Annotated in this window: 35 protein-coding genes and 1 pseudogene; 12 read left to right on the top strand and 24 right to left on the bottom strand. The window is 71.1% G+C overall.

Translation table 11 applies throughout. From position 1 onward, the window contains the following. Together ACRDSK_RS16620 and ACRDSK_RS16615 are read left to right on the top strand one after the other, a co-directional pair. A partial coding sequence (locus ACRDSK_RS16620) for a phosphatase PAP2 family protein (RefSeq protein WP_431441938.1) occupies window positions 1–386 on the top strand: 386 nt, incomplete at its 5' end. Then, window positions 383–1336, top strand: a complete 954-nt coding sequence (locus ACRDSK_RS16615) for a decaprenyl-phosphate phosphoribosyltransferase (RefSeq protein WP_431441937.1) — start codon at window positions 383–385, stop codon at window positions 1334–1336. The genes ACRDSK_RS16620 and ACRDSK_RS16615, both read left to right, overlap by 4 nt. Here ACRDSK_RS16615 and ACRDSK_RS16610 read toward each other — a convergent pair. From ACRDSK_RS16610 to ACRDSK_RS16570, 9 genes are all read right to left on the bottom strand, one after another. After that, on the bottom strand, window positions 1319–1984 hold the full coding sequence (locus ACRDSK_RS16610) for a hypothetical protein (protein WP_431441935.1): 666 nt from the start codon (window positions 1982–1984) through the stop codon (window positions 1319–1321). The two genes, ACRDSK_RS16615 and ACRDSK_RS16610, sit on opposite strands and share 18 nt — an antisense overlap. Beyond that, window positions 1985–3052: a hypothetical protein gene (locus ACRDSK_RS16605; protein ID WP_431441933.1), complete on the bottom strand. Its 1068-nt coding sequence runs from the start codon at window positions 3050–3052 to the stop codon at window positions 1985–1987. It abuts the gene before it with no gap. Then, window positions 3052–3390, bottom strand: a complete 339-nt coding sequence (locus ACRDSK_RS16600; protein WP_431441932.1) for a hypothetical protein — start codon at window positions 3388–3390, stop codon at window positions 3052–3054. The genes ACRDSK_RS16605 and ACRDSK_RS16600 overlap by 1 nt, the downstream gene beginning before the upstream one ends. Window position 3391: 1 nt before the next feature. After that, complete coding sequence (locus tag ACRDSK_RS16595; RefSeq protein ID WP_431441930.1) at window positions 3392–3940, bottom strand: YbaB/EbfC family nucleoid-associated protein; 549 nt, start codon at window positions 3938–3940, stop codon at window positions 3392–3394. A gap of 261 nt (window positions 3941–4201) precedes the next feature. Further along, window positions 4202–4858 (bottom strand): pentapeptide repeat-containing protein, encoded by a 657-nt coding sequence (locus tag ACRDSK_RS16590; protein WP_431441929.1) that lies wholly within the window; start codon window positions 4856–4858, stop codon window positions 4202–4204. Continuing rightward, entirely contained in the window at window positions 4833–6017 is a 1185-nt protein-coding gene (locus tag ACRDSK_RS16585; protein WP_431441927.1) for a WXG100 family type VII secretion target, read from the bottom strand. Before ACRDSK_RS16585 ends, ACRDSK_RS16590 begins: the two co-directional genes overlap by 26 nt. A gap of 28 nt (window positions 6018–6045) precedes the next feature. Next, window positions 6046–6168 carry a hypothetical protein gene (locus tag ACRDSK_RS16580; RefSeq protein WP_431441925.1) on the bottom strand — a complete coding sequence of 41 codons (123 nt, stop codon included), beginning with the start codon at window positions 6166–6168 and terminating at the stop codon, window positions 6046–6048. 63 nt (window positions 6169–6231) lie between these two features. Beyond that, window positions 6232–6483, bottom strand: a complete 252-nt coding sequence (locus tag ACRDSK_RS16575) for a hypothetical protein (protein ID WP_431441924.1) — start codon at window positions 6481–6483, stop codon at window positions 6232–6234. Beyond that, entirely contained in the window at window positions 6480–6992 is a 513-nt protein-coding gene (locus ACRDSK_RS16570; protein WP_431441922.1) for a TNT domain-containing protein, read from the bottom strand. Before ACRDSK_RS16570 ends, ACRDSK_RS16575 begins: the two co-directional genes overlap by 4 nt. Before the next feature lie 230 nt (window positions 6993–7222). Here ACRDSK_RS16570 and ACRDSK_RS16565 point away from each other — a divergent pair, with 230 nt between their 5' ends. Further along, window positions 7223–7384 carry a hypothetical protein gene (locus tag ACRDSK_RS16565; RefSeq protein WP_431441921.1) on the top strand — a complete coding sequence of 54 codons (162 nt, stop codon included), beginning with the start codon at window positions 7223–7225 and terminating at the stop codon, window positions 7382–7384. A gap of 349 nt (window positions 7385–7733) precedes the next feature. Here ACRDSK_RS16565 and ACRDSK_RS16560 read toward each other — a convergent pair whose 3' ends face one another. From ACRDSK_RS16560 to ACRDSK_RS16545, 4 genes are read right to left on the bottom strand one after another with little or no spacing between them, the layout of a single operon-like run. Further along, window positions 7734–8549, bottom strand: a complete 816-nt coding sequence (locus ACRDSK_RS16560) for a hypothetical protein (RefSeq protein ID WP_431441919.1) — start codon at window positions 8547–8549, stop codon at window positions 7734–7736. 31 nt (window positions 8550–8580) lie between these two features. After that, window positions 8581–9168 carry a YbaB/EbfC family nucleoid-associated protein gene (locus tag ACRDSK_RS16555; protein WP_431441918.1) on the bottom strand — a complete coding sequence of 196 codons (588 nt, stop codon included), beginning with the start codon at window positions 9166–9168 and terminating at the stop codon, window positions 8581–8583. Between the two features lie 47 nt (window positions 9169–9215). Beyond that, on the bottom strand, window positions 9216–9971 hold the full coding sequence (locus tag ACRDSK_RS16550) for a decaprenylphospho-beta-D-erythro-pentofuranosid-2-ulose 2-reductase (RefSeq protein WP_431441916.1): 756 nt from the start codon (window positions 9969–9971) through the stop codon (window positions 9216–9218). Continuing rightward, complete coding sequence (locus ACRDSK_RS16545; RefSeq protein ID WP_431441914.1) at window positions 9968–11332, bottom strand: FAD-binding protein; 1365 nt, start codon at window positions 11330–11332, stop codon at window positions 9968–9970. The genes ACRDSK_RS16550 and ACRDSK_RS16545 overlap by 4 nt, the downstream gene beginning before the upstream one ends. A gap of 45 nt (window positions 11333–11377) precedes the next feature. Between ACRDSK_RS16545 and ACRDSK_RS16540 the strand changes: the two genes are divergently transcribed. Then, entirely contained in the window at window positions 11378–11803 is a 426-nt protein-coding gene (locus ACRDSK_RS16540; RefSeq protein ID WP_431441913.1) for a GtrA family protein, read from the top strand. Here the strand turns inward: ACRDSK_RS16540 and ACRDSK_RS16535 are convergent. The 6 genes from ACRDSK_RS16535 to ACRDSK_RS16510 all read right to left on the bottom strand — a co-directional run bounded on the left by ACRDSK_RS16535 (window position 11787) and on the right by ACRDSK_RS16510 (window position 15413). Beyond that, window positions 11787–12665 carry a GNAT family N-acetyltransferase gene (locus tag ACRDSK_RS16535; protein ID WP_431441911.1) on the bottom strand — a complete coding sequence of 293 codons (879 nt, stop codon included), beginning with the start codon at window positions 12663–12665 and terminating at the stop codon, window positions 11787–11789. The genes ACRDSK_RS16540 and ACRDSK_RS16535 overlap by 17 nt on opposite strands. A 23-nt stretch (window positions 12666–12688) precedes the next feature. After that, window positions 12689–12958, bottom strand: a complete 270-nt coding sequence (locus ACRDSK_RS16530) for a hypothetical protein (protein WP_431441909.1) — start codon at window positions 12956–12958, stop codon at window positions 12689–12691. A 251-nt stretch (window positions 12959–13209) separates the two neighbouring features. Then, complete coding sequence (locus ACRDSK_RS16525) at window positions 13210–13581, bottom strand: hypothetical protein (RefSeq protein ID WP_431441907.1); 372 nt, start codon at window positions 13579–13581, stop codon at window positions 13210–13212. A gap of 14 nt (window positions 13582–13595) precedes the next feature. Next, the gene (locus ACRDSK_RS16520) at window positions 13596–14150 is read right to left on the bottom strand and encodes a hypothetical protein (RefSeq protein ID WP_431441906.1); all 555 of its coding nucleotides are present in this window, start codon (window positions 14148–14150) and stop codon (window positions 13596–13598) included. Then, window positions 14108–15088 (bottom strand): hypothetical protein, encoded by a 981-nt coding sequence (locus tag ACRDSK_RS16515; protein ID WP_431441904.1) that lies wholly within the window; start codon window positions 15086–15088, stop codon window positions 14108–14110. Before ACRDSK_RS16515 ends, ACRDSK_RS16520 begins: the two co-directional genes overlap by 43 nt. A 10-nt stretch (window positions 15089–15098) precedes the next feature. After that, complete coding sequence (locus ACRDSK_RS16510) at window positions 15099–15413, bottom strand: hypothetical protein (protein ID WP_431441902.1); 315 nt, start codon at window positions 15411–15413, stop codon at window positions 15099–15101. 170 nt (window positions 15414–15583) lie between these two features. Here ACRDSK_RS16510 and ACRDSK_RS16505 point away from each other — a divergent pair, with 170 nt between their 5' ends. Continuing rightward, on the top strand, window positions 15584–15994 hold the full coding sequence (locus ACRDSK_RS16505) for a protease inhibitor I42 family protein (protein ID WP_431441900.1): 411 nt from the start codon (window positions 15584–15586) through the stop codon (window positions 15992–15994). A gap of 1 nt (window position 15995) precedes the next feature. On the opposite strand, the gene glfT1 is transcribed toward ACRDSK_RS16505, so the two are convergent. From glfT1 to wzm, 3 genes are read right to left on the bottom strand one after another with little or no spacing between them, the layout of a single operon-like run. Continuing rightward, window positions 15996–16910: a galactofuranosyltransferase GlfT1 gene (gene glfT1 / locus ACRDSK_RS16500; RefSeq protein ID WP_431441899.1), complete on the bottom strand. Its 915-nt coding sequence runs from the start codon at window positions 16908–16910 to the stop codon at window positions 15996–15998. Beyond that, window positions 16910–17728, bottom strand: a complete 819-nt coding sequence (gene wzt, locus ACRDSK_RS16495) for a galactan export ABC transporter ATP-binding subunit Wzt/RfbE (RefSeq protein WP_431441898.1) — start codon at window positions 17726–17728, stop codon at window positions 16910–16912. The genes glfT1 and wzt overlap by 1 nt, the downstream gene beginning before the upstream one ends. A gap of 18 nt (window positions 17729–17746) precedes the next feature. Beyond that, window positions 17747–18697, bottom strand: a complete 951-nt coding sequence (gene wzm, locus ACRDSK_RS16490; protein WP_431441896.1) for a galactan export ABC transporter permease subunit Wzm/RfbD — start codon at window positions 18695–18697, stop codon at window positions 17747–17749. Between the two features lie 116 nt (window positions 18698–18813). On the opposite strand from wzm, the gene ACRDSK_RS16485 reads away from it, so the two are divergent. The 4 genes from ACRDSK_RS16485 (at window position 18814) to pseI (ending at window position 21360) form a co-directional block, all read left to right on the top strand. Continuing rightward, the gene (locus tag ACRDSK_RS16485) at window positions 18814–19443 is read left to right on the top strand and encodes a hypothetical protein (RefSeq protein WP_431441939.1); all 630 of its coding nucleotides are present in this window, start codon (window positions 18814–18816) and stop codon (window positions 19441–19443) included. Window positions 19444–19465: 22 nt separating this feature from the next. Beyond that, entirely contained in the window at window positions 19466–19924 is a 459-nt protein-coding gene (locus ACRDSK_RS16480; protein WP_431441894.1) for a hypothetical protein, read from the top strand. A 190-nt stretch (window positions 19925–20114) separates the two neighbouring features. After that, the gene (locus tag ACRDSK_RS16475; protein ID WP_431441892.1) at window positions 20115–20294 is read left to right on the top strand and encodes a hypothetical protein; all 180 of its coding nucleotides are present in this window, start codon (window positions 20115–20117) and stop codon (window positions 20292–20294) included. Between the two features lie 16 nt (window positions 20295–20310). Further along, window positions 20311–21360 carry a pseudaminic acid synthase gene (gene pseI, locus ACRDSK_RS16470; protein ID WP_431441890.1) on the top strand — a complete coding sequence of 350 codons (1050 nt, stop codon included), beginning with the start codon at window positions 20311–20313 and terminating at the stop codon, window positions 21358–21360. On the opposite strand, the gene ACRDSK_RS16465 is transcribed toward pseI, so the two are convergent. Both ACRDSK_RS16465 and ACRDSK_RS16460 read right to left on the bottom strand, forming a co-directional pair. Continuing rightward, entirely contained in the window at window positions 21357–22784 is a 1428-nt protein-coding gene (locus ACRDSK_RS16465; protein ID WP_431441889.1) for a GNAT family N-acetyltransferase, read from the bottom strand. The two genes, pseI and ACRDSK_RS16465, sit on opposite strands and share 4 nt — an antisense overlap. After that, window positions 22781–23518: a cytidylyltransferase domain-containing protein gene (locus ACRDSK_RS16460; protein ID WP_431441887.1), complete on the bottom strand. Its 738-nt coding sequence runs from the start codon at window positions 23516–23518 to the stop codon at window positions 22781–22783. The genes ACRDSK_RS16465 and ACRDSK_RS16460 overlap by 4 nt, the downstream gene beginning before the upstream one ends. A gap of 55 nt (window positions 23519–23573) precedes the next feature. Between ACRDSK_RS16460 and pseB the strand changes: the two genes are divergently transcribed. From pseB to ACRDSK_RS16445, 3 genes and pseudogenes are all read left to right on the top strand, one after another. Further along, the gene (pseB, locus tag ACRDSK_RS16455) at window positions 23574–24557 is read left to right on the top strand and encodes a UDP-N-acetylglucosamine 4,6-dehydratase (inverting) (protein ID WP_431441885.1); all 984 of its coding nucleotides are present in this window, start codon (window positions 23574–23576) and stop codon (window positions 24555–24557) included. After that, window positions 24550–25683: a DegT/DnrJ/EryC1/StrS family aminotransferase gene (locus tag ACRDSK_RS16450; RefSeq protein ID WP_431441883.1), complete on the top strand. Its 1134-nt coding sequence runs from the start codon at window positions 24550–24552 to the stop codon at window positions 25681–25683. The genes pseB and ACRDSK_RS16450 overlap by 8 nt, the downstream gene beginning before the upstream one ends. Further along, window positions 25680–26015 (top strand): annotated as a pseudogene (locus ACRDSK_RS16445) (aminoglycoside phosphotransferase); the annotation flags it as partial. The gene ACRDSK_RS16450 and the pseudogene ACRDSK_RS16445, both read left to right, overlap by 4 nt.

Raw genomic sequence — 26015 nt, 5'->3', positions numbered from 1 at the left:
ACCGCGGCCGCCGGCGGGACTGGCTGACCGCCACGGCGAGCGTGGCCGCCGCGCACGGCGCGTCGATCGCGGTCAAGCGGGTCGTGCGCCGGCAGCGGCCGATCGACGCGTCGGTCGACGTGCTCGTGAAGACGCCGAGCTCGCTGTCGTTCCCGTCCTCGCACGCCACCTCCACGACGGCCGCCGCGGTCGTCTACTCGGGACTGACCGGGCGGAACCTGGTGCCGGTCGTGGTACCGCCGATGCTGGTGTCGCGCCTGGTGCTCGGCGTGCACTACCCGACCGACGTGGTCGCCGGCTCGGTGCTCGGCGCGGTGGTCGGCGGGCTGGTTCGGCGCACTCTGCGCGGCCGGCCCAAGCGAGCGGGAAAGAGAGCGGCGCGGTGAGCAGCACGGCGGAGAGCACGCCGGGGGAGGCGTCGGTGCGGTCTGGCGCGGCGCCCGGCGCGGCGCCGTCCGGCCTGCTGCGCGGCATCGTCCGCACGGTCCGCCCGCGGCAGTGGGTGAAGAACGTCCTGGTTCTCGCGGCGCCGTTCGCGGCCTTCGCGGCCGACCCGGTGTTCCGCGTCGACGTGGTGATCGACGCCGGCTACGCGTTCGTCGCGTTCTGTCTCGTCTCCTCCGCGGTGTACCTGGTCAACGACGCGATCGACGTCGAGGCCGACCGGGCCCACCCGACCAAGCGCAACCGGCCGATCGCGGCCGGCGTGGTGCCGGTCCGGCTGGCCTACAGCCTCTCTGTCCTGTTGTTCCTCGCCTCGTTCGCGGTGTCGCTGCTGTCGTCCTGGCGGCTGCTGGTGGTCATCGGCGTGTACGCGGCCGTGCAGCTGGGCTACTGCCTGGGGCTCAAGCACCAGCCGGTGATCGACCTGTGCATCGTCGCGTCGGGCTTCCTGCTCCGCGCGATCGCCGGCGGCGCGGCGGCCGGGCTGCCGCTCTCGCAGTGGTTCCTGCTGGTCACCGCGTTCGGGTCGCTGTTCATGGTGGCCGGCAAGCGGTACGCGGAGATCACCCTCTACGAGCGGACGGGTGCGCGCATCCGCGCGTCGCTGTCCAAGTACTCGGCGAGCTACCTGCGGTTCGTGTGGGCCACCTCGGCCGCGATCATGATCATGACCTACGCGTTGTGGGCGTTCGAGATCCGTCAGCGCACCGGCACGAACTCGGTGTGGGCGGTCGTCTCGATCGTCCCGTTCGTGGTCGCCGTGCTGCGCTACGCGGTGGACGTCGACGGCGGCAACGCGGGCGAGCCGGAGGACATCGCCCTGCGCGACCGGGTGCTGCAGGTGCTCGGCTGCTCGTGGGTCGCCTGCGTCGCGCTATCGGCGTTCTTCTAGCCGGTCCGCCACGGCGCTCAGGTGGGCCAGCCCGCCGAGCAGCCGGCCGCCCCGCAGCCGAGGGCCCAGCGTCGTCGACAGCGACCCGCCGTCCGAGCGGAGCACCCGGAACCGGCGGGACCGCACAAGGGCCTCGAGCCCGGGCGGTGCACCGCGCACCCGTCCGGTCAGCAGGCCCGTCCGTGCCTCGAACCTGGGCAGTGCCGCCTGCAGCTCCAGCCTCGCTCGCCGCCGGACGCTTCGGGTCGAGCCCTCGCCGGAGTTGGTCCGCTCGCTCCGCCGGATCTGCGTGGCGGTGAAGGGGCGGCCGCGGTAGGCGCCGGTGACGGTCAGCTCCCCTTGCCACGGACCGGCGTGCTCTCGGGCGAACACACCGGTCCGGTAGCCCTCGCGGATGCCCCGCCTGCCCTGCCGCAGCAGCGTCCACGCCTGGCCGCGCCGACGCCGCTCCTGCTCGGCGAACGCGGCCCTGCCGCCGTCACCGCCCGGCAGGTCGGCCTGCCAGCCGTAGCGGCGCAGCAGGCCGCCCAACAGCAGGTGCCGGAACGCGAGCGCGGCGAGGTAGTTCCACACCAACCGGCCGACGAGCACGACGAACAGGACCGCGAGGGTCCACGCCCGCCAGTCCCAGAACGCGACGAGGTCCATCTAGATGCTGAGGTTCTCCTCGGTCTCCTCCTGCGTCTGCTCCTCGCCGGTGGCGCCGTACTCGGGTACCCGCGCACCGTTGTTCACGTTGCGGGAGGCCTTGCCGAAGTCGGTGACCTGGCCCTTCGCCGTGTCGGTGGTGACCTGCGTGGCCCGGTCGCCGAAGCTACGGACCTGGCCGAAGTCGTCGACCATGTTGCCGCCGTGGTCGCGGGCGCGGAGGTTGGCCTGCAGCCGGGTGTTCCCGCCCGCGGTCCTGGCCGCCTGGCCGGCCTGCTTGAAGAAGTCCTTGGTCCGCGTCATCAGCGCCTTCAGCTTCTCCAGCAGGTCCTTGAGCAGGTTCAGCATCTTCTGGAGCTTGCTGACCTGTTTGGTGGCCTTGGTGGCGGTGTGGGCGCCCTTGACGGCCGTGCCGGACCACGCGGCCGCGATCGAGCCGCCGAACGTCGGCGCGGCGGCGGCCAGCGCCGGGATCCAGATGAGGATCAGCCACTGGACGAGCTCGGTGAGCAGCGCCTTGATGAAGTCCTCGATCACGATCATGATCATGCTCGAGATCTGCAGCAGCTGGGCGATGTCGGCGGCCTGGCCGGCGGTGCCCTGGATGCCCGTGGCGAACTGCTCGAGGCGGGCCCGCGCGGCCTCCTTGGCCTCGCCGAGCCACGTCTTGAGCGCGGCCTCGGCATCCTGGATGAACTTCGTGGCGTACTGCTCGAGCCCCTGGCCGATCTTGTTGAAGTTCCCGGCCGCGTTGATCAGCGCGGGCCCGTCGCCGGAGACGAAGTGGATGAGGTCCTGCAGCGGCTGGACCACGGTGATGAGGAAGTTCAGGCCCTGGCCGATCAGCCAGCCGAGCGGGTCGGTGGCGATGCCGGTGATCGTGTCCTTGCAGGACTGGACGAACGTGGCCGCGCCGACCGTCGCGCCGCGCATGTCGCCGGCGTCCAGCGCGATGCCGGCCCCGACGAGGCCGCCGACGACCGGGACGCCGCGCGCGACCTTCTCGCCGTAGCCCATCTCCTCGCTGATCGTGATCCCGCTCAGGTCACCGGTGATCGTCTCGGCCATCAGATGCCTCCAAGGTCAGCGGCTTCGAGCCGGGCGAGCGTGTCGTTGAAGACCTTCGCGATGGCGTCCTCGACGCTCTGGTAGACGTCGGCGGTCTCGGTCATCTTGTCCGAGCCGGCCTGCAGCCCGTCGGACATGTCGCCGAGCAGGCTCTTCAGGTCGCCGAGCATCTCGGTGTACTTGCCGTGGACGAACAGCCCGACGATGCCCCACGACTCGTTGCCGACGTCGGCCTGTCCCACGAGCCCGTCGACCTCGGAGACCAGGGCCTTGTCGTCGGCGAGCGCGCCGGAGTAGTCGCGCACTCCGGTCACACTCACCTCGAAACCGTTTGGCATGTCAGCGTTCCTCCTCGTCCCAGACGCTCTTCAGGAAGGTCTCGCCCGCGGAGTCCACGCCCGGTGCGGGCGGTGGCGGCGGGGCGTCGCGGAACACGAGCGACTCCTCCACCTCGCCGACCTGGGCCGGCGGCGGGAGTGTCTGCTGCTCGACCTTCTCGCGGAGCTCCTCGATGGGCGTGCCGGTGACCTGCGCCTGGGTCTCCAGCACCTGTTCCAGCACGGGGACGTCGTCGCCGACGTACTGCTGCACGATGCTCGCCTGCCGGCGGGCCGCCTCGGCGATCGCCTCGTGCAGGGTCGACGTGACCACGGCGCCGAGCCGCTGCGAGCCGAGCTGCACGGCGGCCTCGGTGAAACGGACCTCCTGGATCGATCCACCGGGACCGGCGACCACGGTCACCGAGCGATCCGGCGACGTGACGCTGACCTCGAGCGAGGCGAGCTCGCTCTGCATCCCCTCGATGTTCTCGAACCGGTCGTCGACGTTCTTCAGGCTGGCCTGGAAGTCCTCGAACTGGGCGACCAGCTGGTCGAACTCAGCACTCATCACGCCTCCTTCTGTGCGTGCCCCGACGGTGCGTGCCCCACCATGGCTCATGTGTCCCGGACTCGCCGGGCGTTCGGCAAATGTCTCGCCGTACACAAGAGACCACGGGCGGCGGCCGCTCAGGGTTCAAACCGCAGGTCGCCCTACCTGTGGCGGCGCCATGGACCGCCTGGTCCGGGCCCGGGAGACTAGGCGAACTATTCGCGAGTGCGACCAGGTGTCGGCGGGCGGTGGAGCCGGACTCTCAGCCCGGCCGGACCGTCACGTCGCGTCGCGGTCGGCGTAGAACCGGGTGACCTTTCCGCCGCGGGCGGCGAACCACTGCTCGAGGTCCGGCCCGTCGAGCAGCGAGCGCTTGCCGCGGAAGATCACCGAGATCGGCCCGATGACCGTGCCGGAGAACCCGGTGACGTCGGCGGAGTCGAGGACCGTGTTGCGCAGTACGGTCTTGTCCGCGACCACGTCGGTCAGGTTGGCGTTGGAGAAGGTCGCGCGGGTCAGCAGCACGTCGGACAGGTTCGCGCCGGTGAGGTCGGCCTCGGCGAAGTCGGCGCGGTTGAACTCGGCCGAGGTGAAGTTCGCGCCACGTAGCTTCGTTTTCCAGAAATGCGACTCCCGGCCGAACGCCTTGACGAAATCCACGCCACTGAGGTCCGATTCCGAGAAATCCGTGCCCTCGCAGTGCGCGCGGGCGAAGGAGACGTTTCGCAACACCGCGTTGCGGAGCCGGGAGCGGCTGAACCAGCTCTCGGTGAAGTTTCCCCCGGACAGGTCCGCGCCGGAGAAGTCGAGGTCGAGCGCGTAGAGCTCGGAGTCGTCGGCCTTCGCGAGCCAGTCGCGCAGCTCCTTCGCCGCAACCCCGTCGGCCGGCCAGTTGGCGGGGGCCCAGTCGCTACGGGTACCAGGTGATTCGGCCACCCCAGCCCTCCTCCTCGACGATGCGGCGCATCTCGTCGATGTCATGCTGATTCGCGTTGCGCGTGTCGACGACGACGTCGCGGCCGCGGTCGAACTGGCCTTCCACGGTCTCCCGGAAGTCGGTCTCATTGTAGGCATTCGGGAACGGTCGCTCGCGCACGTGCTCGGGCACCTCGGGCGGCCAGTCCGAGTGCGCGCCCTTCATGTCCTGAGCTTTTCCGTCGCTGTCGACGAAGTCGCCCTGCCCGGGGCCGTCCGGCCGCCGGTAGTCGCCGGCGAACGGGCCCTCGCCGCGCTCGTGCAGGTCCATCGCGATGCGGGCCTCGTCCTTGGACCCCTTGGTGACCTTGCCGTTGTGGTCGGGGTCCTTCGAGAGCTCGGCGAACCGCTCCGGGTCGTCGCGCTCCAGCTGGGCCAGGTGCCGGTCGAGCGCGGCGCGCTCCTCCGGGGTCAGCTCCGGGTGCGGCTCGTTGGGGTCCTTCGGCCGGCGGGGCAGCGGGTCCTCGTCCCGGTTCTCGTCGCGGCCGTCGTCCCGGTTGTCGTCTCTGTTGTCCCGGCCGTCGCCACCGTCGTCGTCCGAGGGTGGTGCGTCGCGCCGGGACGGCGGCTGGTTGCCGGAGCCGCCGGAGTCGGTCGAAGGTGGGCTGGCCGGCTGGTCCGTTCGGCTCGGCGGCGGGTTGTTCGAGCCGCCGCCCTCGTCGCTGCTCGACGACGGGGTGGTCGTGGAGTCGCCGCGGGCGGTGGGGACGTCGGTGGTGGTGTCGATGCCGCCGAGGTTCTCGGCGTTGGTGGCCTCGGTGTCGCGGTAGCTGCGGGCGGTGGAGCTGGTGCCCGCCTGGGCGTTGTCGACGGCCTGCCGGGTGCGGGTGACGTGTTGGCGTGCGGTCTGGACGTGGGCCTGGGCCGCGCCGGTGAAGCTCGAGCCGACCACACCCATGCTCTGCGGGCCGACGTCGATGCCGTCGAGGGTGGTGCCGACGTTGTCGACGCGGCCGCCGGTGTTGCCCAGCCGGTCGGCCATGGTGTCGATGCGGTCGGTGTCGACGCCGACGCCGTCACCACCCGGACCGCCGGTAGGCCGCCGGGTGGTGGTGTCCGGCGTGTTGCTGGAGCCGGAGCTCGACGAGCCGCCGGTGGGCCTCCTGCGTCGCGTTGTCATGGCCGCCTCACCGGTCCCGCAACCGGGCCTAGTCCTGGTCCACCTGCATCGTGTAGCGGACCGAGTCCTTCATGTCCGCCAGGTGCGCGGAGACCGGCAGGTCCGGGTTCTCCTGGGTCGCCGCCGCGCGGCGCCGAGTCGCTCCAGCCACCCGACGAGCTGCTCGACGTCCTCGTGCGGCGGGTCGTCATGGTCCCTCGGTTCCTGCCGTTCGTCAGCGCGTCGCCAGTACTCCCGCGAGCAGTTGGCTGTAGGTCAGCCTGCCGAGCAGCAGGTGACAGGCCTGGGCTTCGGTGTCGACCCTGGACAGCTCCAGCTTGTTGCCGCGCTCGCGCCAGTACACCTCCCATGCGCCGTCCTCGGCCTGCTCGACGCACCAGGACTGCTCGGCCCAGCCGCCGAGCGCGACCAGCTCCGGCGCGATCCCGATCATCTCCAACGCCCGCGCGAGCTCCGCGAGGTTCACAGCGGTACCTCCCTCAGGTAGCCCGCGTTCACGAGGTCGACGACAGCGTTGGGCATGTAGAACTGCGTGCCACCGCCGGGTTGGCCCATCGCCGGCGCGATGGGTCCGGCCCAGACCGGGATCGGCTGAACCACCTCGTAGCGGTGGTAGCTGGGCGCCGGTGCTCCTGGCGTGACGCCGGGCCGGGACGGGTCGCGCTCGTCGAACAGGTTGTCCGGCGGCAACCCCCGCTCCGGGAACGGCGTGCCGGGCGGTGAGGTGAACCGGCCGAAGCCGGGTCCGAACCGGTCGATCTGTTCGCCCGGGTTGAGCACGGCGGGCACCCGGTCCTCGGGTCGGGAGAAGCCCTCGGGATGCTGGCTCGGGTCGGGCCACACCAGGTCGCGGCCGCCGTGCGCGTCGTAGCCGCCGGTCGGCCAGTAGCCCGCGTCCCACTGAGCGCGGTCCATCGGGTTGCCGCTCGCGTCGTAGCCGTCCCTGTGGTAGCTCGAGTCGACGATGCGCTGCACGTCGGGATGGTTCAGGTCCACTCCAGGCCTCAATGCGTCGCTGACCCTGTCGGGGTTGCTCGCCGCCGATGCCAGCGCACTGCCGTCGAGCAGCCCGGCGTTGGGGGTGAGCGAGGTTGTCGGTACGGATCGGGGTGCCGTCCGGGTTCCGGTGGTTGATCGGCGGCCCGCCGGGCGGACCACCGGGAGGACCGCCAGGAGGACCACCGGGGGGCGGCCCGGACGGTGGCGTGCTTCCCGGGTCGCGCGTGGTCGGCGGCGTGCTGGTGCCGGTGCCGCCGGAGGTCGTGCTGCTGGAGGTCGTGGTGCCGCCGCCCCGCGGGGTCGGGGTGTCGGTGCGGGTGTCGATCGCGCCGAGGTTGTTGGCGTTGGTGGTGTCCGTGGTGCGGTAGGTGCCGGCAGTCGCCCGGGTGCCGGCCTGGGCGTGGTCGACGGCCTGGCGGGTGCGGGTCACCTGCTGCTGGGCGTGCTGGACATGGGTCTGAGCGGCACCGGTGAAGCTGGAGCCGACGACGCCCATGCTCTGCGGGCCGACGTTGACGCCGCCGACGGTGGTGCCGACGGCGTCGACGCGGCCGCCGGTGTTGGTCAGCCGGCCGGCCATCGTGTCGATGCCGTCGGTGTCGACGTGGACGCCACCGCCGCCGGGCCCGCCGCCGCTGTCGGGGCGGCGGGTGGGCGTGGTCGACGGGGAGCTGGAGCCACTGCTGCTCGACGACGTCGGTCGCCTGCGCCGGGTGGTCACGCTTGGGCCGGGGGCGTCTCGTAGGGCTTGGCCGCCTGGTAGGCGCCGAACGCCAGGTCGCCGGCGGTGGCGAAGCGGTCGAGGCCGTCGGCGAGGTTCTGCATCGCGCGGCCCAGGTCGGCCAGCCGGCCGGCCTGGCGGCCGAGGCCGCTGATCAGCTTGGAGATCTTGCCGGCGATCCGGGTGGCGGTGGCGACCGCGCGGGCGCCGGCGACGCCGCAGAAGGCCGCGATCGAGCCGCCGAAGGTGACCGCCGCGGAGGCGGCCGCGATCAGCGCGTACCGGATCAGCTCGGTGATCAGCGCGGCGATGATGTCGAACACGATCCCGCGCAGCGTCGTGACCAGCATGCCGGAGATGCCGACGACGGCCGCCGTGCCGTCGAGGGTCAGGCCCATCGAGTCGAGCTCCTCGGCGAGCTGGGTGAGGCTGCCGTGATAGGCGTCGGCCGCCTCGCCGGTCCACTCGGCGATGGTGCCGAGGTCCTGGCGGTGCTCCTCGGCGATGGTCTTCATCTCCGCCGCCGCCGTCTTCAGCGCGTCGACGTTCGCGTTGATCTCGTCCGGGTTGCCGAGCAGCGCGTCGAGCGGCTCGCGCAGGAACGAGACGTGCTCGAGCAGCCAGCCGACGCCGGCGCTGACGATCGCGCCGAACGGGTCGATGGCCGCGCCGATCGTGTCGATGACCACGCCGGTCGCGCTCAACGCGACGTCGACGACCTGCTCACCCTCGGACTCCGCGTCGCTGGTGATCGCGCCTACCAGCCCCGAATAGCTGTCGACGATGCCCGCGCCGGATGTCGCCGTTGTCACGCCTGCCTCCCACAGTGGCTTGACTCAGAGGTCACCGGTTGTCCCCGCCGCCGAAGATCTGCTCGTCGCCGAAGTCCTCGTCGTCGGTTTCCGCCCGCCTTCGGGGTGGACGAGCGGGACGCGGTGGCGGTTCCATCCGCGGCGGCGACTGCGGCGGCGGTACCGGCGGCCGGGACCAGTCGGGTGCCGGGCGGGGCGGCTGCGGTGCCGGCGGCCGCGCCTGGTCGGGGTCCTCGTTGAACGCGTAGCCGGCCTTGTCGTCCGGCTCCTCGGGCTCCGGCTCGGGGACGTACCCGGTGACCATGTGCATGGCCTCGGAGTCGGCCCCGAGCGGCGCGAACGCATCGGCCACGTTGACCGCCGCGTTGCGCTGCGCCTTGCGGGCGAGGTGCATGATCTTGCCGGCCAGCTCACCACCGGACCCGCGCCAGGCGGCGTCGTCGATCCGCAGGTCCGTGAGCGACCCGTTGGGTGCCACCGACACGCTGATCGACCCGTCCGGCGACGACTCGGTGACTCCCGAGGCCTCCAGGTTCTCCTGGAACTCCGCGGTCTTGGCCTTGATGTCGTCGATCTTGGCGTTGAAGTTCGCCAGCCACTGCTCCGGGGTGACCACCACCGGTTACCTCCCTGACCGCCCGTGGTTCGAACCCGAGCATAAAACGGCTAGATGGGCAGCCGCCGGAAGATCGCGCGAGGAATGTGCCGCAGAACCGACATCAGCACCCGGTACGGCGCCGGCGCCCAGACCAGCTCCTTGCGCTTGCCCACCGCGTCGACCGCGACGTCGGCGACGTCCGCGGCCTGCACGGACAGCGGCGCGGCCTTCATCCCCTCGGTCATCTTCGTGTGCACGAACCCTGGGCGCACCACGGTGACCGAGATTCCCTCGTCGCGCAGCGCCTCGCCGAGCCCGAGATAGAAGCCGTCCATGCCGGCCTTCGTCGAGCCGTACACGAAGTTCGCCCGGCGCACCCGCTCGCCCGCGACCGACGACAGCGCCACGATTCGCCCGTGGCCCTGCCGGCGCAGCCGCTCGGCCAGCGCGACGCCCACCGACACCGTGGCCGTGTAGTTCACCTGCGCCAGCTCGACCGCCTTGGCGTGGTCCTGCCAGGCCTGCTCCGCGTCGCCCAGCAGCCCGAAGGCCACCACGGTGACGTCGAGGTCGCCGTCCGCGAACGCCTTGTCCAGCATCGCCTGGTGCGAGTCGAAGTCCGTCGCCTCGAACTCCACAGTGGACACCGTGGCGCCGGCGTCGCGCAGCTGCGCGACCGCCGCGTCCAGCCGGGGCGACGGGCGGGCGGCGAGCACGACCCGCAACGGCCGGCGCTTGGCGTACTTCTCGGCGATCGCGAGGCCGATCTCCGAGGTCCCGCCGAGCAGCAGCAGCGACTGGGGGTTTCCGACCGCGTCAATCATGTAAGTCCCAACCTTCTCGACATGTCAGAGGCGAAGACGCCGTGGGGGTCGACGGAGGCGCGGATCTTGCGCCACTCGTCGAGTCTTGGGTAGCCGCGCTGGATGACCGACGGTGTCGCGCGCGACTCCTTCGCGAGGTAGTGCCGCCCGCCGACGCCGAGCACCAGCTCGTCCAGCTCCTCGCACAGCTCGTGCAGCCCCGGGCGCACCGGCATGTCCACGCACAGCGTCCAGCCGGGCATGGGAAACGACAGCGGCGCGGGGTTGGCGTCGCCGAAGCGCTTGAGCACGTTCAGCGCCGAGACCTGGCCGGCCTCGGTGATCATCTCGACGGTCCGCCGGATCACGTGCGCGGCCCCGAACGGCACGACGAACTGGTACTGCAGGAAGCCGGCCGGGCCGTAGCCGCGGTTCCACTCGCCGAACATGTCCAGCGGGTGCAGGAACTGCGTGATGTTCTGCACCTGGTTGCGGCGCGTCGGCGACTTGCGGTACCAGAGCTCGCTGAACACCTTGCCGGTCAACCGGTTCAGCATGCCGGGCGGGAACACGTCGGGGACGGTCAGCAGCTGCGGCGCGTCGAACCGCAGCGGGTGCTGGCGCAGCTTCTTCGGCAGGTCCGCGACCGTCGCGTGGTTCGCCCGGGTCAGCAGCCCCCGGCCGAGGTGCGGCCCGGTGGTCACCGCGTCGAACCAGGACACCGACTCCACATAGGACTCGTCGTCCTCGGTCTGGCGGGCCATCAGCTCGTCGAGGTCGCCGACCTGGTCGGTGTCGACGAGGAAGTACGCGGTCTCCACGCGGTTGAGGTGCAGGGTCGCCCGCAGCACGATCCCGGTGAGCCCCATGCCGCCGGTGGTCGCCCAGAACAGGTCGGCGTCGGGGCCGTCCGGGGTGAGCGTGTGGACGGTGCCGTCCGCGGTCATCAGGTCCATCGAGACGACGTGGTTGCCGAAGCTGCCCTCGACGTGGTGGGCCTTGCCGTGGATGTCGCTGCCGATCGCGCCGCCGACCGTGACCTGCCGGGTGCCGGGCAGCACGGGCAGCCACAGGCCGAAGGGGAGCAGCGTGCGCATCAGCGTGTCGAGCGAGACGCCCGCGTCGACCTCGACCACGCCCGCGTCCGCGTCGACCCGGTGGATGTGGTCCAGCGCGGTCATGTCGACCACGACGCCGCCCGCGTTCTGCGCCGGATCCCCGTAGCTGCGCCCGAGCCCGCGCGCGATGACCCCCCGGTCGCCGGCCTCCCGCACCACGTTCGCGATCGCGTCGACGTCGTTCGTGCGGACGACGTGCGCGGTGGACGGTGCGGTGCGGCCCCAGCCGGTGAGCCTGGCCAGCTCGTCATGTCCTGGCTTCACCGCACCGAGGGTACGGGGCCCGCGGGCGGTCCCTAGACTCGCGTCGTGACCGCGACCCCGGAGGCGGATGTGCCCAGGATCGGGCTGGTGGACCAGCTCGGGCGGTTCGTCCTGATCGGCGGCTTCTGCGCGCTGGTCGACTTCGGGGTGTACCAGGCGTTGCTGCAGTTCGGGTTGTGGGTGCACCTGGCCAAGGCGCTGAGCTTCATCGCCGGCACGACGACGGCGTACTTCCTCAACCGCCGCTTCACGTTCGCCGCGGGCCGCCGGGACGGCGCCGGGCAGGTGGGTGGCTTCGCGCTGCTGTACACGGTGACGTTCTTCGTCAACGTGGGGACCAACGCGCTGCTGCTCACGCTGCTGCCCCCGTCCGGCTGGGAGATCGCCCTGGCCTGGGTGGTGGCCCAGGGCGCCGCGACGACGATCAACTTCGTCCTGCTGCGAACGGTCGTGTTCAGAGCCGTTTCGTGAACCAGTGGTGGGCGTGGACCTCGTCGTTGAACGGGGAGACTTCCTCGTAGCCCGCCGACCGGTACATCGTGATCGCCTCGGTCAGCGCCTGGTTTGTCTCCAGGCGGACCTCGTCGTGTCCGGCGGTCGCCGCGCGTGACTCCAGCTCGGCGAGCAGGCGCCGGCCGAGGCCCAGGCCGCGCACGGAGTCCGCGATCCACATCCGCTTGATCGTCGCGGGCGCGTCCGGCGGCAGCCGCAGCGCGCCGCAGCCGACCGGATCGCCGCGCAGGTAGGCGATCAGCAGCAGCCCGGCCGGCGGGCGCAACTGGTCACCCTCGGCCGGGATGCCCGACGCCGGGTCGTGGCCGTGCTCGAACCGGCGGTCGAGCTCCGCGTAGTAGGCGTCCCGGCAGTACCGCGCGTGCTCGTTTTCCGGGTCGACCACGTCGATCGTCACCTGGCCGGCCGTGAGCAGCCGGTCGACCTCCTTCATCGCCGTCACCAGCCGCCGTCGCTGGTCGGCGGACAGCGGCCCGAGCAGCTCGGCCGCGGCGTCGTCCGCGCGATCGTCGAGCACGGCCCGCTCCCGCCGGCCCGCGCTCGTGAGCGTGGCGACCCGGACGCGGCGGTCCTCGTCGCTCGGCTTCACCGCGACCAGCCCGTCGGCCTCCAGCGAGCGCAGCAACCGGCTGACGTACCCGGAGTCCAGGTCGAGCCGGCCGCGCAGCTCGCGGACGTCGGCGCCATCCCGCACGCCGATCTCCCACAGCAGCCGCGCCTGTCCGAGCGGGCGGTCGCGGGCGAGGAAGTGGTCGTCGAGCGCTCCGACCCGCTGTGTGACGAGCCGGTTGAAGCGACGGACCTGCTCGATCTCGTCCATTCCCTGACTTTAGTCAGAGAATGCTAGGTGGCAAACCCGTGTCTCTGTGGCTGCCCGCTCCCGTAGACCCGGGCCAGCGGTGGCAGGTCGTCGAGGTGCGCGGTGACGACCTGGGCGAAGTTGATCGCGACCGTCGACCCGTCGGCGAGGACCGGCGCGTGTACGTGACCGCTGCCGAGCAGCTCGCTCAGCCGCGTGTCGAGGTCGCGAGCCCCGTCCGCGGACAGCGCGAAGACCACCGGCTCACCACCTCCGGCGAGATGCAGTACGAGGGCGCGTTTGGGATCAGCCATGCCCCCGACACCACCACCGCGTCCGAGTGGTGGCAACAGAAGTTCACCCGCAGCAGATCAGCTCAGAGCGATCTCGCGGGCAAGCCCGCACACTCGCGCCCCCGGGTTGTCCACAGCCCACCCGCGACCAGCCCAAACTGTCAGTCCTCGCCGATAAGCTGGAAAACGGGGGCCCCCGCGACCCCGCGAGTTGTCCACAGGCGGAGGGGACGCCGGCCGACTCGGCTGTCGCTCGAGTCGGTCGCGCTGGTCTACCGGGTCTGATCGGTGCTCGCCCGTAGGGCCAGCACCGCGGCGACCGCCTCCAGCCAGCGCGCCACCTGCTCGTCCGGGCCGGACACGGCCGCCTCCAGCCACGGCCGGACCACGTCCGTCTGCGCCGAGGAAGGCAGCGGCTCGGGCAGCGAAGCGGCGTACCGCGGCCCGCCGCTGCGCACCACCGACGCGAGGAACGCGACCGAGCGCGCGAGCACGTCGACCCGCTCCAGCGCGATCGCGGCCGCCACCGCGCCGTCGCCGAACAGCTCGCCGCGGCCGGACGCGTCCCCGCCGAGGCCGTCGCGCAGCAGCGCGAGCACGTCGAGCTCCGCGAGCTGGGCATCGGTCTTGCCAAGTCTGTTCATCGTCGCTCCCGGTGTCACTGCGGCAGGTGCACGCCGTCGACCGTGGGCATCCGCGAGTCGGACGCCCCTTCCATGTGCCCGTTGACGAAGTCGTCCTCGCTGACCCAGACGGTGTGGCCCCACGGGTTGTAGATCTGCAGCATGCCGTCCTCGTGCCCGATGATCATCATCTGATGGCCGGACCGGTCGCCCTCGTCGTCGAAGCCCTCGACCTGGATCGGCACCGGCCGGCCATCGTCGACCGACTCGGCCACGTCGTTGAAGATCTCCCGGCGGTCCTCCGGCGAGTCGAGGTCGCGGAACTCGTACTCCGCGCCGGTGGCGGGGCCGATCTCGTCGTTCGCGGCGTCCTCGCCCTCGTCCTTGCTCATGCCGCTGCCCTCGGTCGCCGGCTGGCCGTACACCCGCTCGGTCTCGGAGAGGAACCGCTCCTCGAACGCGTCCGCGGACGTCGACTCCGGGTCGCCCGGCTTGCCGCCCGTCGTGAGCTGGAAGGCGTACATCGGGTCGACCATCGCCCGGGCGGTCACCGAGGACGCGGCACGCAGGTGCCGCCGGTCTGCTCCCACCGGGCACCCGAGTACGTCGTCGGCACGGTCTCGCCGGACTCCTCGTCGGTCGTGTTGTACGTCGGCTGCAGATGGTCGCGCAGCCACTCCGGATCGTCGCCGTACGGGTGGATCTGCGCGGCGAACTCCTCGATGTCCTCGACGGAGTGGCCGGCGGCGAGCGCGCGCATCAGGTACGCCTTCTCCTGCGGCGACTTCGCGGCGTCCAGCAACGCGTCGAACCGCGTGCGGTCCTCCTCGCCCAGCTCGTCGAGCCGCTCGCTCGCCCGCTCGGCGTCGTTCGCGCTCATGATGATGTTGACGTCGTGCGGCCCGCCCGGCACCGCGCTCTGTCCGAGCACCAGCCGGTCCGCCGCGTCGAGATGCTCGGAGTCGAGCTGGCTCGCCCGGGCCTGGGCCGCGAGGTCGGTGAACACTCGCGCGGCGGCCTCCTCGACCGACCGCGCCTGGTCGTAGCCGGTGATCACCTGGTCCATGCCGCTGAGCGCGATGCTCTTCGCGCGGTCGAAGTCGCCGCCGAGCTCGTTGCGCGCCTGGTGCAGCGCGCCCTGGCCGCCGGTGTGCGCGCCCTGCGCCGCCTCGACGCCGTCGGCGAGCTGGTCGAGCTCTTCGCGGGCCTTGGTCAGCACGGTGACCGAGTGCTCGAGCTCGAACGCGACCGCGGTGACCACCTCGGACGCCCGCTCCTGCGCCTGGCCGACCCAGACCTGCGGCAGGTCGCTCTTCGCCAGCGTGTCGACCTCGACCTGGGCGCCGTCGGCGTCGGTGGCGATTGCGGCATACGTGCCGGCCATCGTGCGCAGCTCGGCCGGGTTCCCCTTCGGCGCGGGGAAGTCGAGGTAGGCGTCGATCGCGCTGCGCAGGACGACCCGGCCGAGCAGCCCGCCGGCGTCTGCCATCGCGCGCCACTTCTCCAGGTCCTCACGGTTCGGTGCCACGACTGTCCTCCTAGCGAACGGCGCGATCGAACTGGTCGGCGTGCAGCTCGTCCTGCGCGCCGTACTGGTCGGCGGACGCCGCGAGCTTCGCGCTGGTCTCCGCAAGCGCTTGCGAGGTGAGCTCGAGCTCCTCCACCCAGGCGTTCAGGAAGCTCCCGTACGCGCCGGCGACGTCCGCGTGCTCGCCGAGCAGGTCCTCGCTCGGGCAGGTCAGCATCCGCATCCGCTTCGGGTAGTCCGCCACCCGGACGGCCTGGTCGTGGGCGGTTCCGGCGTGGGTGTGCAGGCCCGTGGTGGCGACCTCGTACCCGGTGTCGACTGTCATGGCATCCCTCGCGTCTCGTGCGGCCGACCCGTCAGAGGGACCGCGGCCGGCGCCGGTTCCGCCGGACCGCACACGCTTCGCAGGAGCACAGCGATCGCGCCGCGAACAGGCGTTTCACCGGCGGCCGGCCGAGCCCGCCGGTAGCCTCACGCGGCGAGAGGGGTGGGGAGATGCGCCGGTTCGTTGCTGTCGTCGCGCTCGTGCTGCTCGCGTCCGGCTGTTCGGAGGCGCGGCCGGGCAGCCCGAGCGCGGGCGAGGAGCGGCGAGGCGAGTTCACGATCGAGGACACCGACATCCGGGTCGCGCCGGGGGAGTCGTTCACGATCGCGGTCGAGGACAACGCCTCGGTTGGCGACGACTGGTCGCTCAGCGCGAAGCCGGACGAGGGCGTCGTCACGGGGGGTGGCGACCACTACGTCGCGGACTCGACCGAGAACGTCGACGGCGGCGGTGGCACCCGCTACTTCGAGTTCGAGGCGCGCTCGGCCGGCACGACGTCGGTCGAGCTGCGCAACTGCTACCGGGGCTGCGCCGATCCCGAGGACGAGCACACCTACGAGATCGCGATCGAGGTCGGCTGACCTACATCCGGAAGAACTGCTCCCGGCGCCCCTGCCGGCACAGCTTCAGCCACTGCAGGAACGCCTTCGGGTCCCGCTTGGTGCCGATGAAGTACAGCCCGAACCGGGCGACCTCGAGCAGTCCGATCTTGCGCAGGCCCGGCTGGGACAGCAGGTACCCGCGGTTGCGGTAGGTGTAGTAGCGCTTGACCTCGTTCTCCGGGTCCTGCGCGTGCAGCCGCCCGCCCAGCATCGGCTTGAACTCCTCCGAGCCGTCCGGGTGCAGGTACGCGGCCTTGAGGCAGGTGCCGAACGGCAGCCCCGAGCGCACCAGCCGCCGGTGGATCTCCACCTCGTCGCCGCGGAAGAACAGCCGGTAGTCCGGCACGCCGACGACGTCGAGCGTCGACGCGCGGAACAGCGCGCCGTTGAACAGTGAGGCGATGCCCGGCAGGAAGTCGGTGCCCAGCTCGTCCGCGCTGCGCTTCCAGGTCAGGCCGCGCCGCAGCGGGAACGCCAGCCGCTCGGGCGTCTCGATGTTGGAGACGACCGGCGAGATCTCCGCCAGGCCGCGGGCGACCGCCTCGGTGAGCAGCGTGTCCAGCACCGTCTCGTCCGCCGGCCGGCCGTCGTCGTCGGCGCACCACACCCACTCGGCGCCGAGCATCAGCGCGTACAGCATGCCGAGCGCGAAGCCGCCCGCGCCGCCGAGGTTGCGCCGGGACGGCAGGTAGGTCGCCGGCACGCCGCAGCTCTGCACGATGTCACCGGCCGGCTCGTCCGGCCCGTTGTCGACGACCACGAGGTGGTCCGGCGGCCGGGTCTGCGCGGCGATCATCTTCAGTGAGTCCGCGAGCAGCTCGCGCCGGTGCCGGGTGACCACGACGGCCACCACCGCGTTCGCCGGCAACGCGGGGAACTGCTCCGAAGGACTCATCAGGCCTCGCCGCTCTTGCTCGTCAGTACCGGAGGCTCGCCGTGCCGCTCCAGTGTCTCCTTGTCCAGATGGGCGAACGGGTCCTTGCCCTTGTACTCCGTGAGGACCTCGCGCAGCGAGCCGTGCTGCTTCACGTGACCCTCGTCCATCCAGATGGCCGTGTTACACAGCTCGAACAATAGGTCGTCCTGGTGTGACGCGAACACCAACATGCCGGACCGCTGAACGAGGTCGACCAGCCGGGTGCGCGCCTTGTTCAGGAACTTCGCGTCCACCGCGCCGATGCCCTCGTCCAGCAACAGGATCTCCGGGTCGATGGACGTGACCACGCCGAGCGCCAGCCGAACCCGCATGCCGGTCGAGTATGTCCGCAGCGGCATCTGGAGGTAATCACCCAGCTCGGTGAACTCGGTGATGTCGTCGACCCGCTTCTCCATCTGCTTGCGGGACATGCCGAGGAAAAGCCCGCGGATCATGATGTTCTCGAGACCGGAGATCTCCGGGTCCATGCCGACGCCGAGGTCGAACACGGGCGCGATCTTGCCGACGATCCGCGACGTGCCGCGGGTGGGTTCGTAGATCCCGGCCAGCAGCCGCAGCAGCGTGGACTTGCCGGCGCCGTTGTGGCCCACCAGCCCGACCCGGTCGCCCTCCTTGAGGGACAACGAGATGTCGTGCAGGGCCTCGATGATCGGCACCTTCTGCTCGGTGCCGATCTTGCCGCCGACCTTGCCGAGGACCGCCTTCTTCAGTGACCGCGACTTCGCGTCGAAGATCGGGAAGTCGACCGAGGCGTTCCAGACGTCGATGCTCACCATGTCGTTTTTTCGCCTCACTCAGACCCAGTAGGAGACCCGGGAACGGTAGTTGCGCATGGCCAGGAGGGCCAGGCTCCACCCCACCACGGTAAGCGCGCCGACCACAGCCCAGTGATGCCAGCTCTGCGTGTTGCCGATCAGCGGCGCCCGCAGGAGCTGGACGTAGTGGTAAAGGGGGTTCAGCTCGGCCACCAGGATCCGCCATGCCGGGGGCTCCCCGCCGTTGGGGGTCAACCTTGTCAGGTCGTCGGTGGTCCACACGATCGGCGTCATGAAGAACATCAGCTGCGACAGACTGACGATGACCGGCGGGATGTCCCGGTAGCGGGTGGAGATGATGCCGAACAGGATCGCCACCCAGCCGCCGTTGATCGCCAGGAGCACGAAGGCCGGGATGGCCAGCAGGATCGTCGCGTCGATGCCGGGCTGCCCGCTGCCGTTGGGCGTCATGACGTAGCCGGGCCTCGAGAGGTCGACCCAGAAGATCGCGACGATCACGAAGTAGACGAGCAGGTTGTGCGCGAACATCAGCGTGAGGCGCCACACCGTGCGCAGTGCGTACACCGTGATCGGTGCCGGCAGGTGCTTGATCAGGCCGCTGTTGGCGATGAATGTGTCGGTGCCCTCGGTCAGGCAGCCGAGCATGAAGTTCCAGACGATGAACCCGACCGTGATGTAGGGCAGGAACGTGCGGATGTCCGCGTTGAACAGCGTGGAGTACAGCAGGCCGAGGCCGGCGGCGGTGACGGCCATCGACAGCGTGATCCACAGCGGGCCGATGACCGACCGCCGGTAGCGCTGCTTGATGTCCTGCCAACCGAGGTGACCCCACAGCTCGCGCTGTGAGAACCCCTCGCGGATGTCGTCCCAGGCCTTCCCGAAGCTTCGGGACGCCTTGTGGGTCGGTGGGGCCTGCTCCTGCTCGGCCGTGGCGGTTGCTGGCACGGTTATCGAGCCTACCGGCGGCATCCGGCCGCTCCGCAGGGGCCGGAAAGTGGCCCCGACCTGGAGGAGCCACCCGATCGGTGCACACCTTCCTGGTACCTTCTCCGCTCATGGTCGACGTCGCCTCGGGGCAGAGCGTGCTGCGCTCGTTACTGGACGTCTACGCCGAGCATCCCCAGCCGCGCCGCGTCGCCGTGGTCGGCAACCAGCCACTGGAGCCGGACGCGGAGCGGGCCAAGGCCGTCGACGACGCCGAGCTCGTGATCAGGGTGAACGGCTTCAAGCTCGACGACCCCGGCGCGCCGCCGACCGTCGGCGGCAAGTGCCACGTGGTGGTGTTCAACCGGGCGCTGCGCGCGACGAAGTGGGTCTTCGAGAACTACCGCCGGCGGCTGTACCTGATGGTCGAGCCGGGCCGGCTGCACTGGGAGCCGGACCTGGTTCCCGGCTGGTGGCCCTCCGACCTGGGGTTCGTGCCGGTGTCCAACCGCGAGGTGACGCTGCCGCTGTCCGAGGCGCTCGGCCTGCCGACCGGCGAGCAGGCGACCTGGTCGACGACCGGCACGATGGCCGCCTGGATCGCGCGTACCAGCTACCCGGAGGCCGAGCTGGTGCTCACCGGGTTCTCTTTCGTCGACGACCCGAACCAGACATCGTGGCTGCACGCCGCCGGTGACGCGTGCGTCGTCGGCCCGGAGCACCAGATCGCCGCCGAGGCGAGGTTGCTCGAGTCGTGGCTGCAGACCAGCCGAACCACCCTGCTCCGCTGAGGCCGAGGATGAGAAGTTGAGCATGTTGAACAGCCGTGTCGCCGCGTTGCGCAAACTGGTGTCCGACCGGGTCGGCCGGATGATCGACTGGCGCATCGACCATCCGGTCGAAGGCAACCGGCTCTTCGAGCTGTACGGCACCGTCAACGCGCACGAGCGTCGGCTCGAGGAGCAGCGGCAGCGGATGGACCGGCTCGCCGAGCTCGAGCGCCGCTTCCGCGAGGTCGAGAAGGCCCAGCACTGGTCGGCCAACGAGCTGGAGCGGATCATCCCGCAGATCGCGGCGCAGGAGTCGCAGCTGGAGTCGCTGCGGGAGAAGATCGGCGCCGTGCCGGCCGCGGACCAGCCGCAGATCGACGAGTCACGCTCGCTCATCGACGAGATCCGGCGCGAGCACAGCCAGATCCGGGTGCGGCTGACGGCGGTCGCGCAGTACGAGGATCGGCTTCGAAAGCTCGAGGATCCCACGCGGGGTAACTGAATCCCGCTGTATACCACCCTCAGTTACCAGTATTCACAGTTATACGCGCAACTGTGAAATGTTGACCGAAACACTCCACTAGTCAACACTTCAGTCACCCGTTTGGTGCATCAACATACGAATGCACGGGTTGCGGGAGGTCGGGGCGATGATAGATGTCCAGTGGTGGTTGTCGGGTTACGACAATCGAGTGCACGCCTTCGGAGCGGACGAGGCCGGCCGCGACTTCGGTGAGGCGCTCTGCGAGCACAGCGTGCCCAACACGAAGATCACGCTGACCGACGAGGGCGAGCGCTGCCTGGCGTGCCTGCTGATCTTCGGCGACATGCTGGCCGACACCCACGGCGACGCGAACTGGCGGGCCTCGTAGGCGTACGTTGACCTCCATGCGTGAGGTCAGGATCGGCAAGCACACGGTCGGACCCGGGCACCGGCCGTTCGTGATCGCGGAGATGTCCGGCAACCACAACGGTTCCCTCGATCGGGCGCTCGCCATCGTCGACGCCGTGGCCGCCACCGGGGCACAGGCGCTCAAGCTGCAGACCTACCGCGCGGACACCATCACGATCGACGTCGACCTTCCCGCGTTCCGCATCTCGGACGATCATTCGCTGTGGGGCGGCGAGAACCTGTACCGCCTGTACGAGAAGGCCCACACGCCCTGGGAGTGGCACGAGCCGATCTTCGCCCGGGCGCACTCGTTGGGCCTGACGGTGTTCTCTAGCCCGTTCGACCCGACCGCGGTGTCTTTTCTGGAGTCCCTCGACGCCCCCGCGTACAAGATCGCGTCGGCGGAGATCGTGGACCTGCCCCTGATCGACCTGTGCGCGCGGACCGGCAAGCCTCTGGTGATCTCGACCGGCATGGCCACGGTGGCGGAGATCCACGCCGCCGTGTCGACCGCACGGGCCGCCGGCAACGACCAGCTGATCGTCCTGGGCTGCACGGCGTCGTACCCCGCGCCGCCGGAGGAGAGCAACCTGCGCGGCATCCCGCTGCTCGCGGATGCCTTCGACGTGGTGCCGGGCCTGTCCGACCACACGATGGGCATCGGGGTCCCGGTGGCGGCCGTGGCGCTGGGCGCCTGCGCGATCGAGAAGCACGTGACGCTGGCCCGTGCCGACGGCGGTGTGGACAGTGACTTCTCCCTGGAGCCGGCGGAGTTGTCGGCACTGGTGACGGAGACCGAGCGGGCGTGGCAGGCCCTGGGCGCGCCGCGCCTCGGGCCTTCGGAGAGCGAGCAAGAGGTGCGCCGCCTGCGCCGTTCCCTGTACGTGGTCGAGGACGTGGCCGCGGGTGACGTCGTCACGAGGGAGAACGTCCGCTCGATCCGTCCGGCCGGCGGCCTGCCTCCGGTGGACCTGGAAACCGTGCTGGGCCGGCCTTTCCGGGTCGCGGCGGCGAAGGGTACGCCGCTGACCTGGGACCTGGTCTAGGTTCGCTTCGCCAGCCAGCGGAACGGGCCGTCCGCCTGCCGGTTCGAGTCCTCGTAGCCGGCGTGGCGGAACAGCGTCAGCGAGCGGGTGTTGTCCTCGTGGATGTTGGCGAGGATCGTGCTCGGGCGGTGGCGGGCTCGCAGGGCGGCCTCGCCCAGGGTGAGGAGCTTCTCGGCCAGGCCCTTGCCCCGGTCGGCCGGGGCGACCGTGATGCTGACCTCCCACGTGTCGTCGTCGATGCGGTCGAACCGGACCGTCCCGTTGGGATGGTCGGTCTCCGCGACCAGCAGCAGGCGGTTCGGGTTCTGTAGCGAGCTCGCCAGCCACCGCCGGTGTACCGGCTCGGCCACGGGGTGGTGGCCGCGCGACCAGGCGAGCGTGTCGGGGTCGTTGCGCCACTCCAGCAGTCGTTCGGCGTCGGCCCCGGTGGCCTCTCGGATGCCGATCTCGCAGGCGTCCAGGATCCGTTCGGCGCCACGGCCGTCGACGGTGCGGGATGCCGCCCGGGACAACGCGGCTCGGGCGTCGGGGTTCGTGAGCAGGTCGCGCAGTCGTGACGCGGCCGCGGGGAGACCGGCCACCGTGCCGAGACCCGCGGCCAGCCCCCGGTCGACGGCGGCTCGGTAGCCCGCGGCCTGGTTGTCGGCGAGCTGGACCAACGCGGCCGGCGTCCCGATGCAGCACAGCTCCAGCAACGTCACCCCCGCCGCACTGACCACGAGATCCGCCTCGGCCAACAGCGCCGGCAAGGTCGGCGTCGGCGGCTCGACCGCGAAGCGCTGCCCGGGCCCGGCCGAAACCCGCACCGGCACCGCGGAGATCGCTCGAACCGACATCGGCACCTGGGTCTCCCGCAAGGCGGACAACACCGCCGAAACCGCCTCCCCGGCCGCTCCACCGCCCATCACCACGACCACCCCGGGCGGCCCCTCGTCCCGAGAGGCCGCCGCGTCGTGATCGGTGCGGGCATTGACGACATCCCGTCGCAACGGAGCGAAAGCAGCCCCCGCCAACACGAGCGGGGAACCGTCCCGAGAGCGGTGCTCTTGCGCGAGATTGGCGTCCACGACGACGTCCGCCGCTCGCCTCCCGAAGCGCCCGTCCTCCATGGACACCAGCCGGGCCACCGCGCGAACCTCCGGCAGCTCGCCGAGCCCGTAGTGATCGACGAGAACTACGTCCGCCCCCAACGAAACGGCCTGCCCAGCGAGAGCCGCCCCGTCCGACGACCCGGCCGACGCGGGCGGCAGCACCGGCACTCCCAACTCCGACAGCCGAGCCAGCAGCCAGTCCGCCCCGCTCACCGAGCCGACGACGAACACCCGCCAGCTCCGAGCCACCGCCGCCTCCGCCAGCGCCACGCACCGCGACAGGTGGCCGACGCCGGTCGACGGCCCGGCGTCGGCGCGCAGCAGCGTCCTCATGCCGTCGGCAGCGGCTTCTGGACCACCTCGGAGTTCAGCGCCACCAGGTCCGGCCTCGAGCGCAGCAGCGCCACCACGTCCCGCCACCTCGGCACGCCGTCCCCGAGCGCGGCGACGACGCCCTCGATCACGGCCGCGTCCTGTGCCGTGTCCAACGTCACCCGCAGGTCCGAGTCGTCCTCGCCCGCCGCCACACCCGCGCACCGGTACACCGACGGCCGCGAGTACACCGCCGACGTGACGTGCTCGCGGTGCGCGCCGGTCGCGGTCTCGTACTGCTCGGCCAACACGTCCCGGCGCACCAGCTCCGTGTCGAACCCGCGCGGCAGCCTGCGCACGAGCACGTTGCTCACGTACTGGAGCGAGGGGTCGGCCAGCCACACGCCGACCACCTGCGCGATCAGCGCCGGGTCGTGCAGCGGACAGTCGGCGGTCAGCCGGACCACCGCGTCACAGGGGTGGGTTTGGGCGGCCAGTTCATAACGAGCGAGCACGTCGTCGAGCGGCCCGCGGACCACCGAGGCACCCGACCGCGCGGCCTCCTCGGCCACCGGGTCGTCGGACGCCGCCGACGATGTCGCCACGATCACGTCGGACACCGACGACACGTGCGCGGCAGCACGAACGACCCAGCTCAGGACGCTGCGCCCGGCCAGTGGCCGGAGCACCTTGCCGGGCAGCCGGGTTGACGACAGCCGTGCCTGGATGACCGCGTTGACTCGCACGGGTGCCATGATGGCGCACCGGCTCGCCCTGGAAACCCACGGCTCAGATCTCCCGGAGGTAACGATGGCTTTGCTGGATGGGGCCAGCATCCTGCTCACCGGCGGGACGGGGTCGTTCGGCAAGGCGTTCATCGCGTACGCGCTCGAGCACCTCAACCCGCGTCGGCTGGTGATCCTGTCGCGCGACGAGCTCAAGCAGTACGAGGCGCGCCAGCTGTTCGGCGACGACCCGCGGCTGCGCTGGTTCATCGGCGACGTGCGCGACCGGCGGCGACTCGAGCGCGCGATGCACGACGTCGACTACGTGGTGCACGCCGCCGCGCTCAAGCAGGTCGACACCGCCGAGTACAACCCGTTCGAGTTCGTGCAGACGAACGTCACCGGTTCGCAGAACGTGATTGAGGCGGCCATCGACTGCGGCGTCAAGAAGGTCGTCGCGCTGTCCACGGACAAGGCGTCGAGCCCGATCAACCTGTACGGCGCCACGAAGCTGTGCGCGGACCGGCTGTTCGTCAGCGGCAACCACTACGCCGCCGGCCACCCCACGCGGTTCGCGGTCGTCCGCTACGGCAACGTGATGGGCTCGCGCGGCAGCGTCATCCCGTTCTTCCGCGGGCTGGCCGAGCGCGGCGAGGAGCTGCCGATCACCGACCTGCGGATGACGCGGTTCTGGATCACGTTGCCGCAGGCCGTCGCGTTCGTGGTCGGCTCGTTCGACCTCATGCACGGCGGTGAGCTGTACGTGCCGCGGATCCCGAGCATGCGCCTGGTCGACCTGGCGAAGGTGATCGCGCCGAGCAGCTCGCTCAAGGAGGTCGGCGTCCGCCCCGGCGAGAAGCTGCACGAGGAGATGATCGCGTCCGACGACGCCCGGCGCACGCTGCTGCTGGGTGACCGGTACGTGGTGATGCCGCACATCGCGGGCTGGGGCTACGAGCCGCCCTCGGACGGGACACCGGTGCCGGAGGGGTTCGCGTACCGCTCGGACACCAACGACCTCTGGCTGTCCGACGAGGACCTGCGCGCCCTGGTCGAGCAGTATGGCTGACCTGCTGCCCTACGGCCGTCAGTCCATTGTGGAGGACGACGTGGCGGCGGTGGCGGCCGTCCTGCGCGGCGACTGGCTCACCACCGGCCCGGCGGTGACGCGCTTCGAGGCCGACCTCGAGTCGTTCACCGGCGGGGTGCCGACCGTCGCGGTCACGTCCGGCACGGCCGCGCTGCACGTCGCGTACGCCGCGGCCGGCGTCGGGCCGGGCGACGAGGTCGTGTGCACGCCGATGACCTTCGTGGCGACGGCGGCGACCGCGATGCAGCGCGGCGCGTCGGTCGTGTTCGCGGACGTCGAGCCGGACACGGGGAACCTGTCGGTCGACGCCGCCGCGGCCGCGGTCACCCCGCGCACGAAGATCGTCGCGGCGGTCGACTTCGCCGGGCATCCGGCCGAGCTGGACGAGCTGGCCACGTTGGCGCACGACGCGGGCGCGTTGCTCCTGGAGGACGCGGCGCACTCGATCGGCGGGTCGTGGCACGGGCGGCCGGTCGGCTCGCTCGCGGACCTCACGACCTTCTCGTTCTTCCCGACCAAGAACCTGACCACGGCCGAGGGCGGCGCCGTCGCGTGCGCCGACCCGGAGCTGCTGGCGCGGTCGCGGGAGTTCCGCAACCACGGGCTGGTGCGCGACCGCGACCGGCAGCGCTGGCCGGACGAGGGCGGCTGGCACCAGGAGGTGCACGAGCTCGGGCTGAACTACCGGCTGCCGGACGTGTTGTGCGCCCTGGGCTCCAGCCAGCTGCGGCGACTGTCCTCGTTCGTTTCGCGGCGGGCCGAACTGCACGCCCGGTACGACGCCGGCCTGTCCGATGTGGACGGAGTGGCGACGCCGGCCCGGCGTGCGGGCGCCGCGCCGGCCTGGCACCTGTACCCGCTGCGCGTGCTCGGCGACCGGCGCCGGGCGCTGTATGAGTACCTACGGGAGAACGGGATCGGGGTGCAGGTCAACTACATCCCGGCGTACTGGCATCCGGTGTTCGCCGACCTCGGGTACCGGCGCGGGCTGTGCCCGGCCGCGGAGCGGTTCTACGCCGAGGAGCTGTCGCTGCCGTTGTTCCCGGATCTCACGGAGTCCGATGTGGACCGCGTGGTCGAGCTGATCCGGGCGTTCTTCCGGTGAACCTGTCCGCGTGGGGTTCGGCCGCCGTCGTCGGCAGGCTGGGCGGCGGCAACCGCAACGAGGTGCTGGAGCTTCGGGTCGGCGGCGAGCGGCTGGTCGCCCGGTCCACCCGGCGGTCGGCGGCGTCGCTGGACTGGGAGCTGGACCTGCTGGAGTTCCTCACCGAGTCGGGTTTCCGGGTGCCCGCGGTGGTGCCGGCGCTCGACAGCCGTCGGCACGTCGACGGCGTCGTGGTGCAGCGGTGGCTGCCGGGCCGGGAGCCGACGGGGTTCGACTGGCCGGCGGTGGCGGCGGAGCTGCGGCGGCTGCACGCGCTGACCGCGGGGTGGCCG

The organism is Actinophytocola sp., from assembly GCF_050699915.1.
Taxonomy (GTDB): Bacteria; Actinomycetota; Actinomycetes; order Mycobacteriales; family Pseudonocardiaceae; genus Actinophytocola.
This window is presented reverse-complemented; position numbering and strand designations above follow the sequence as displayed.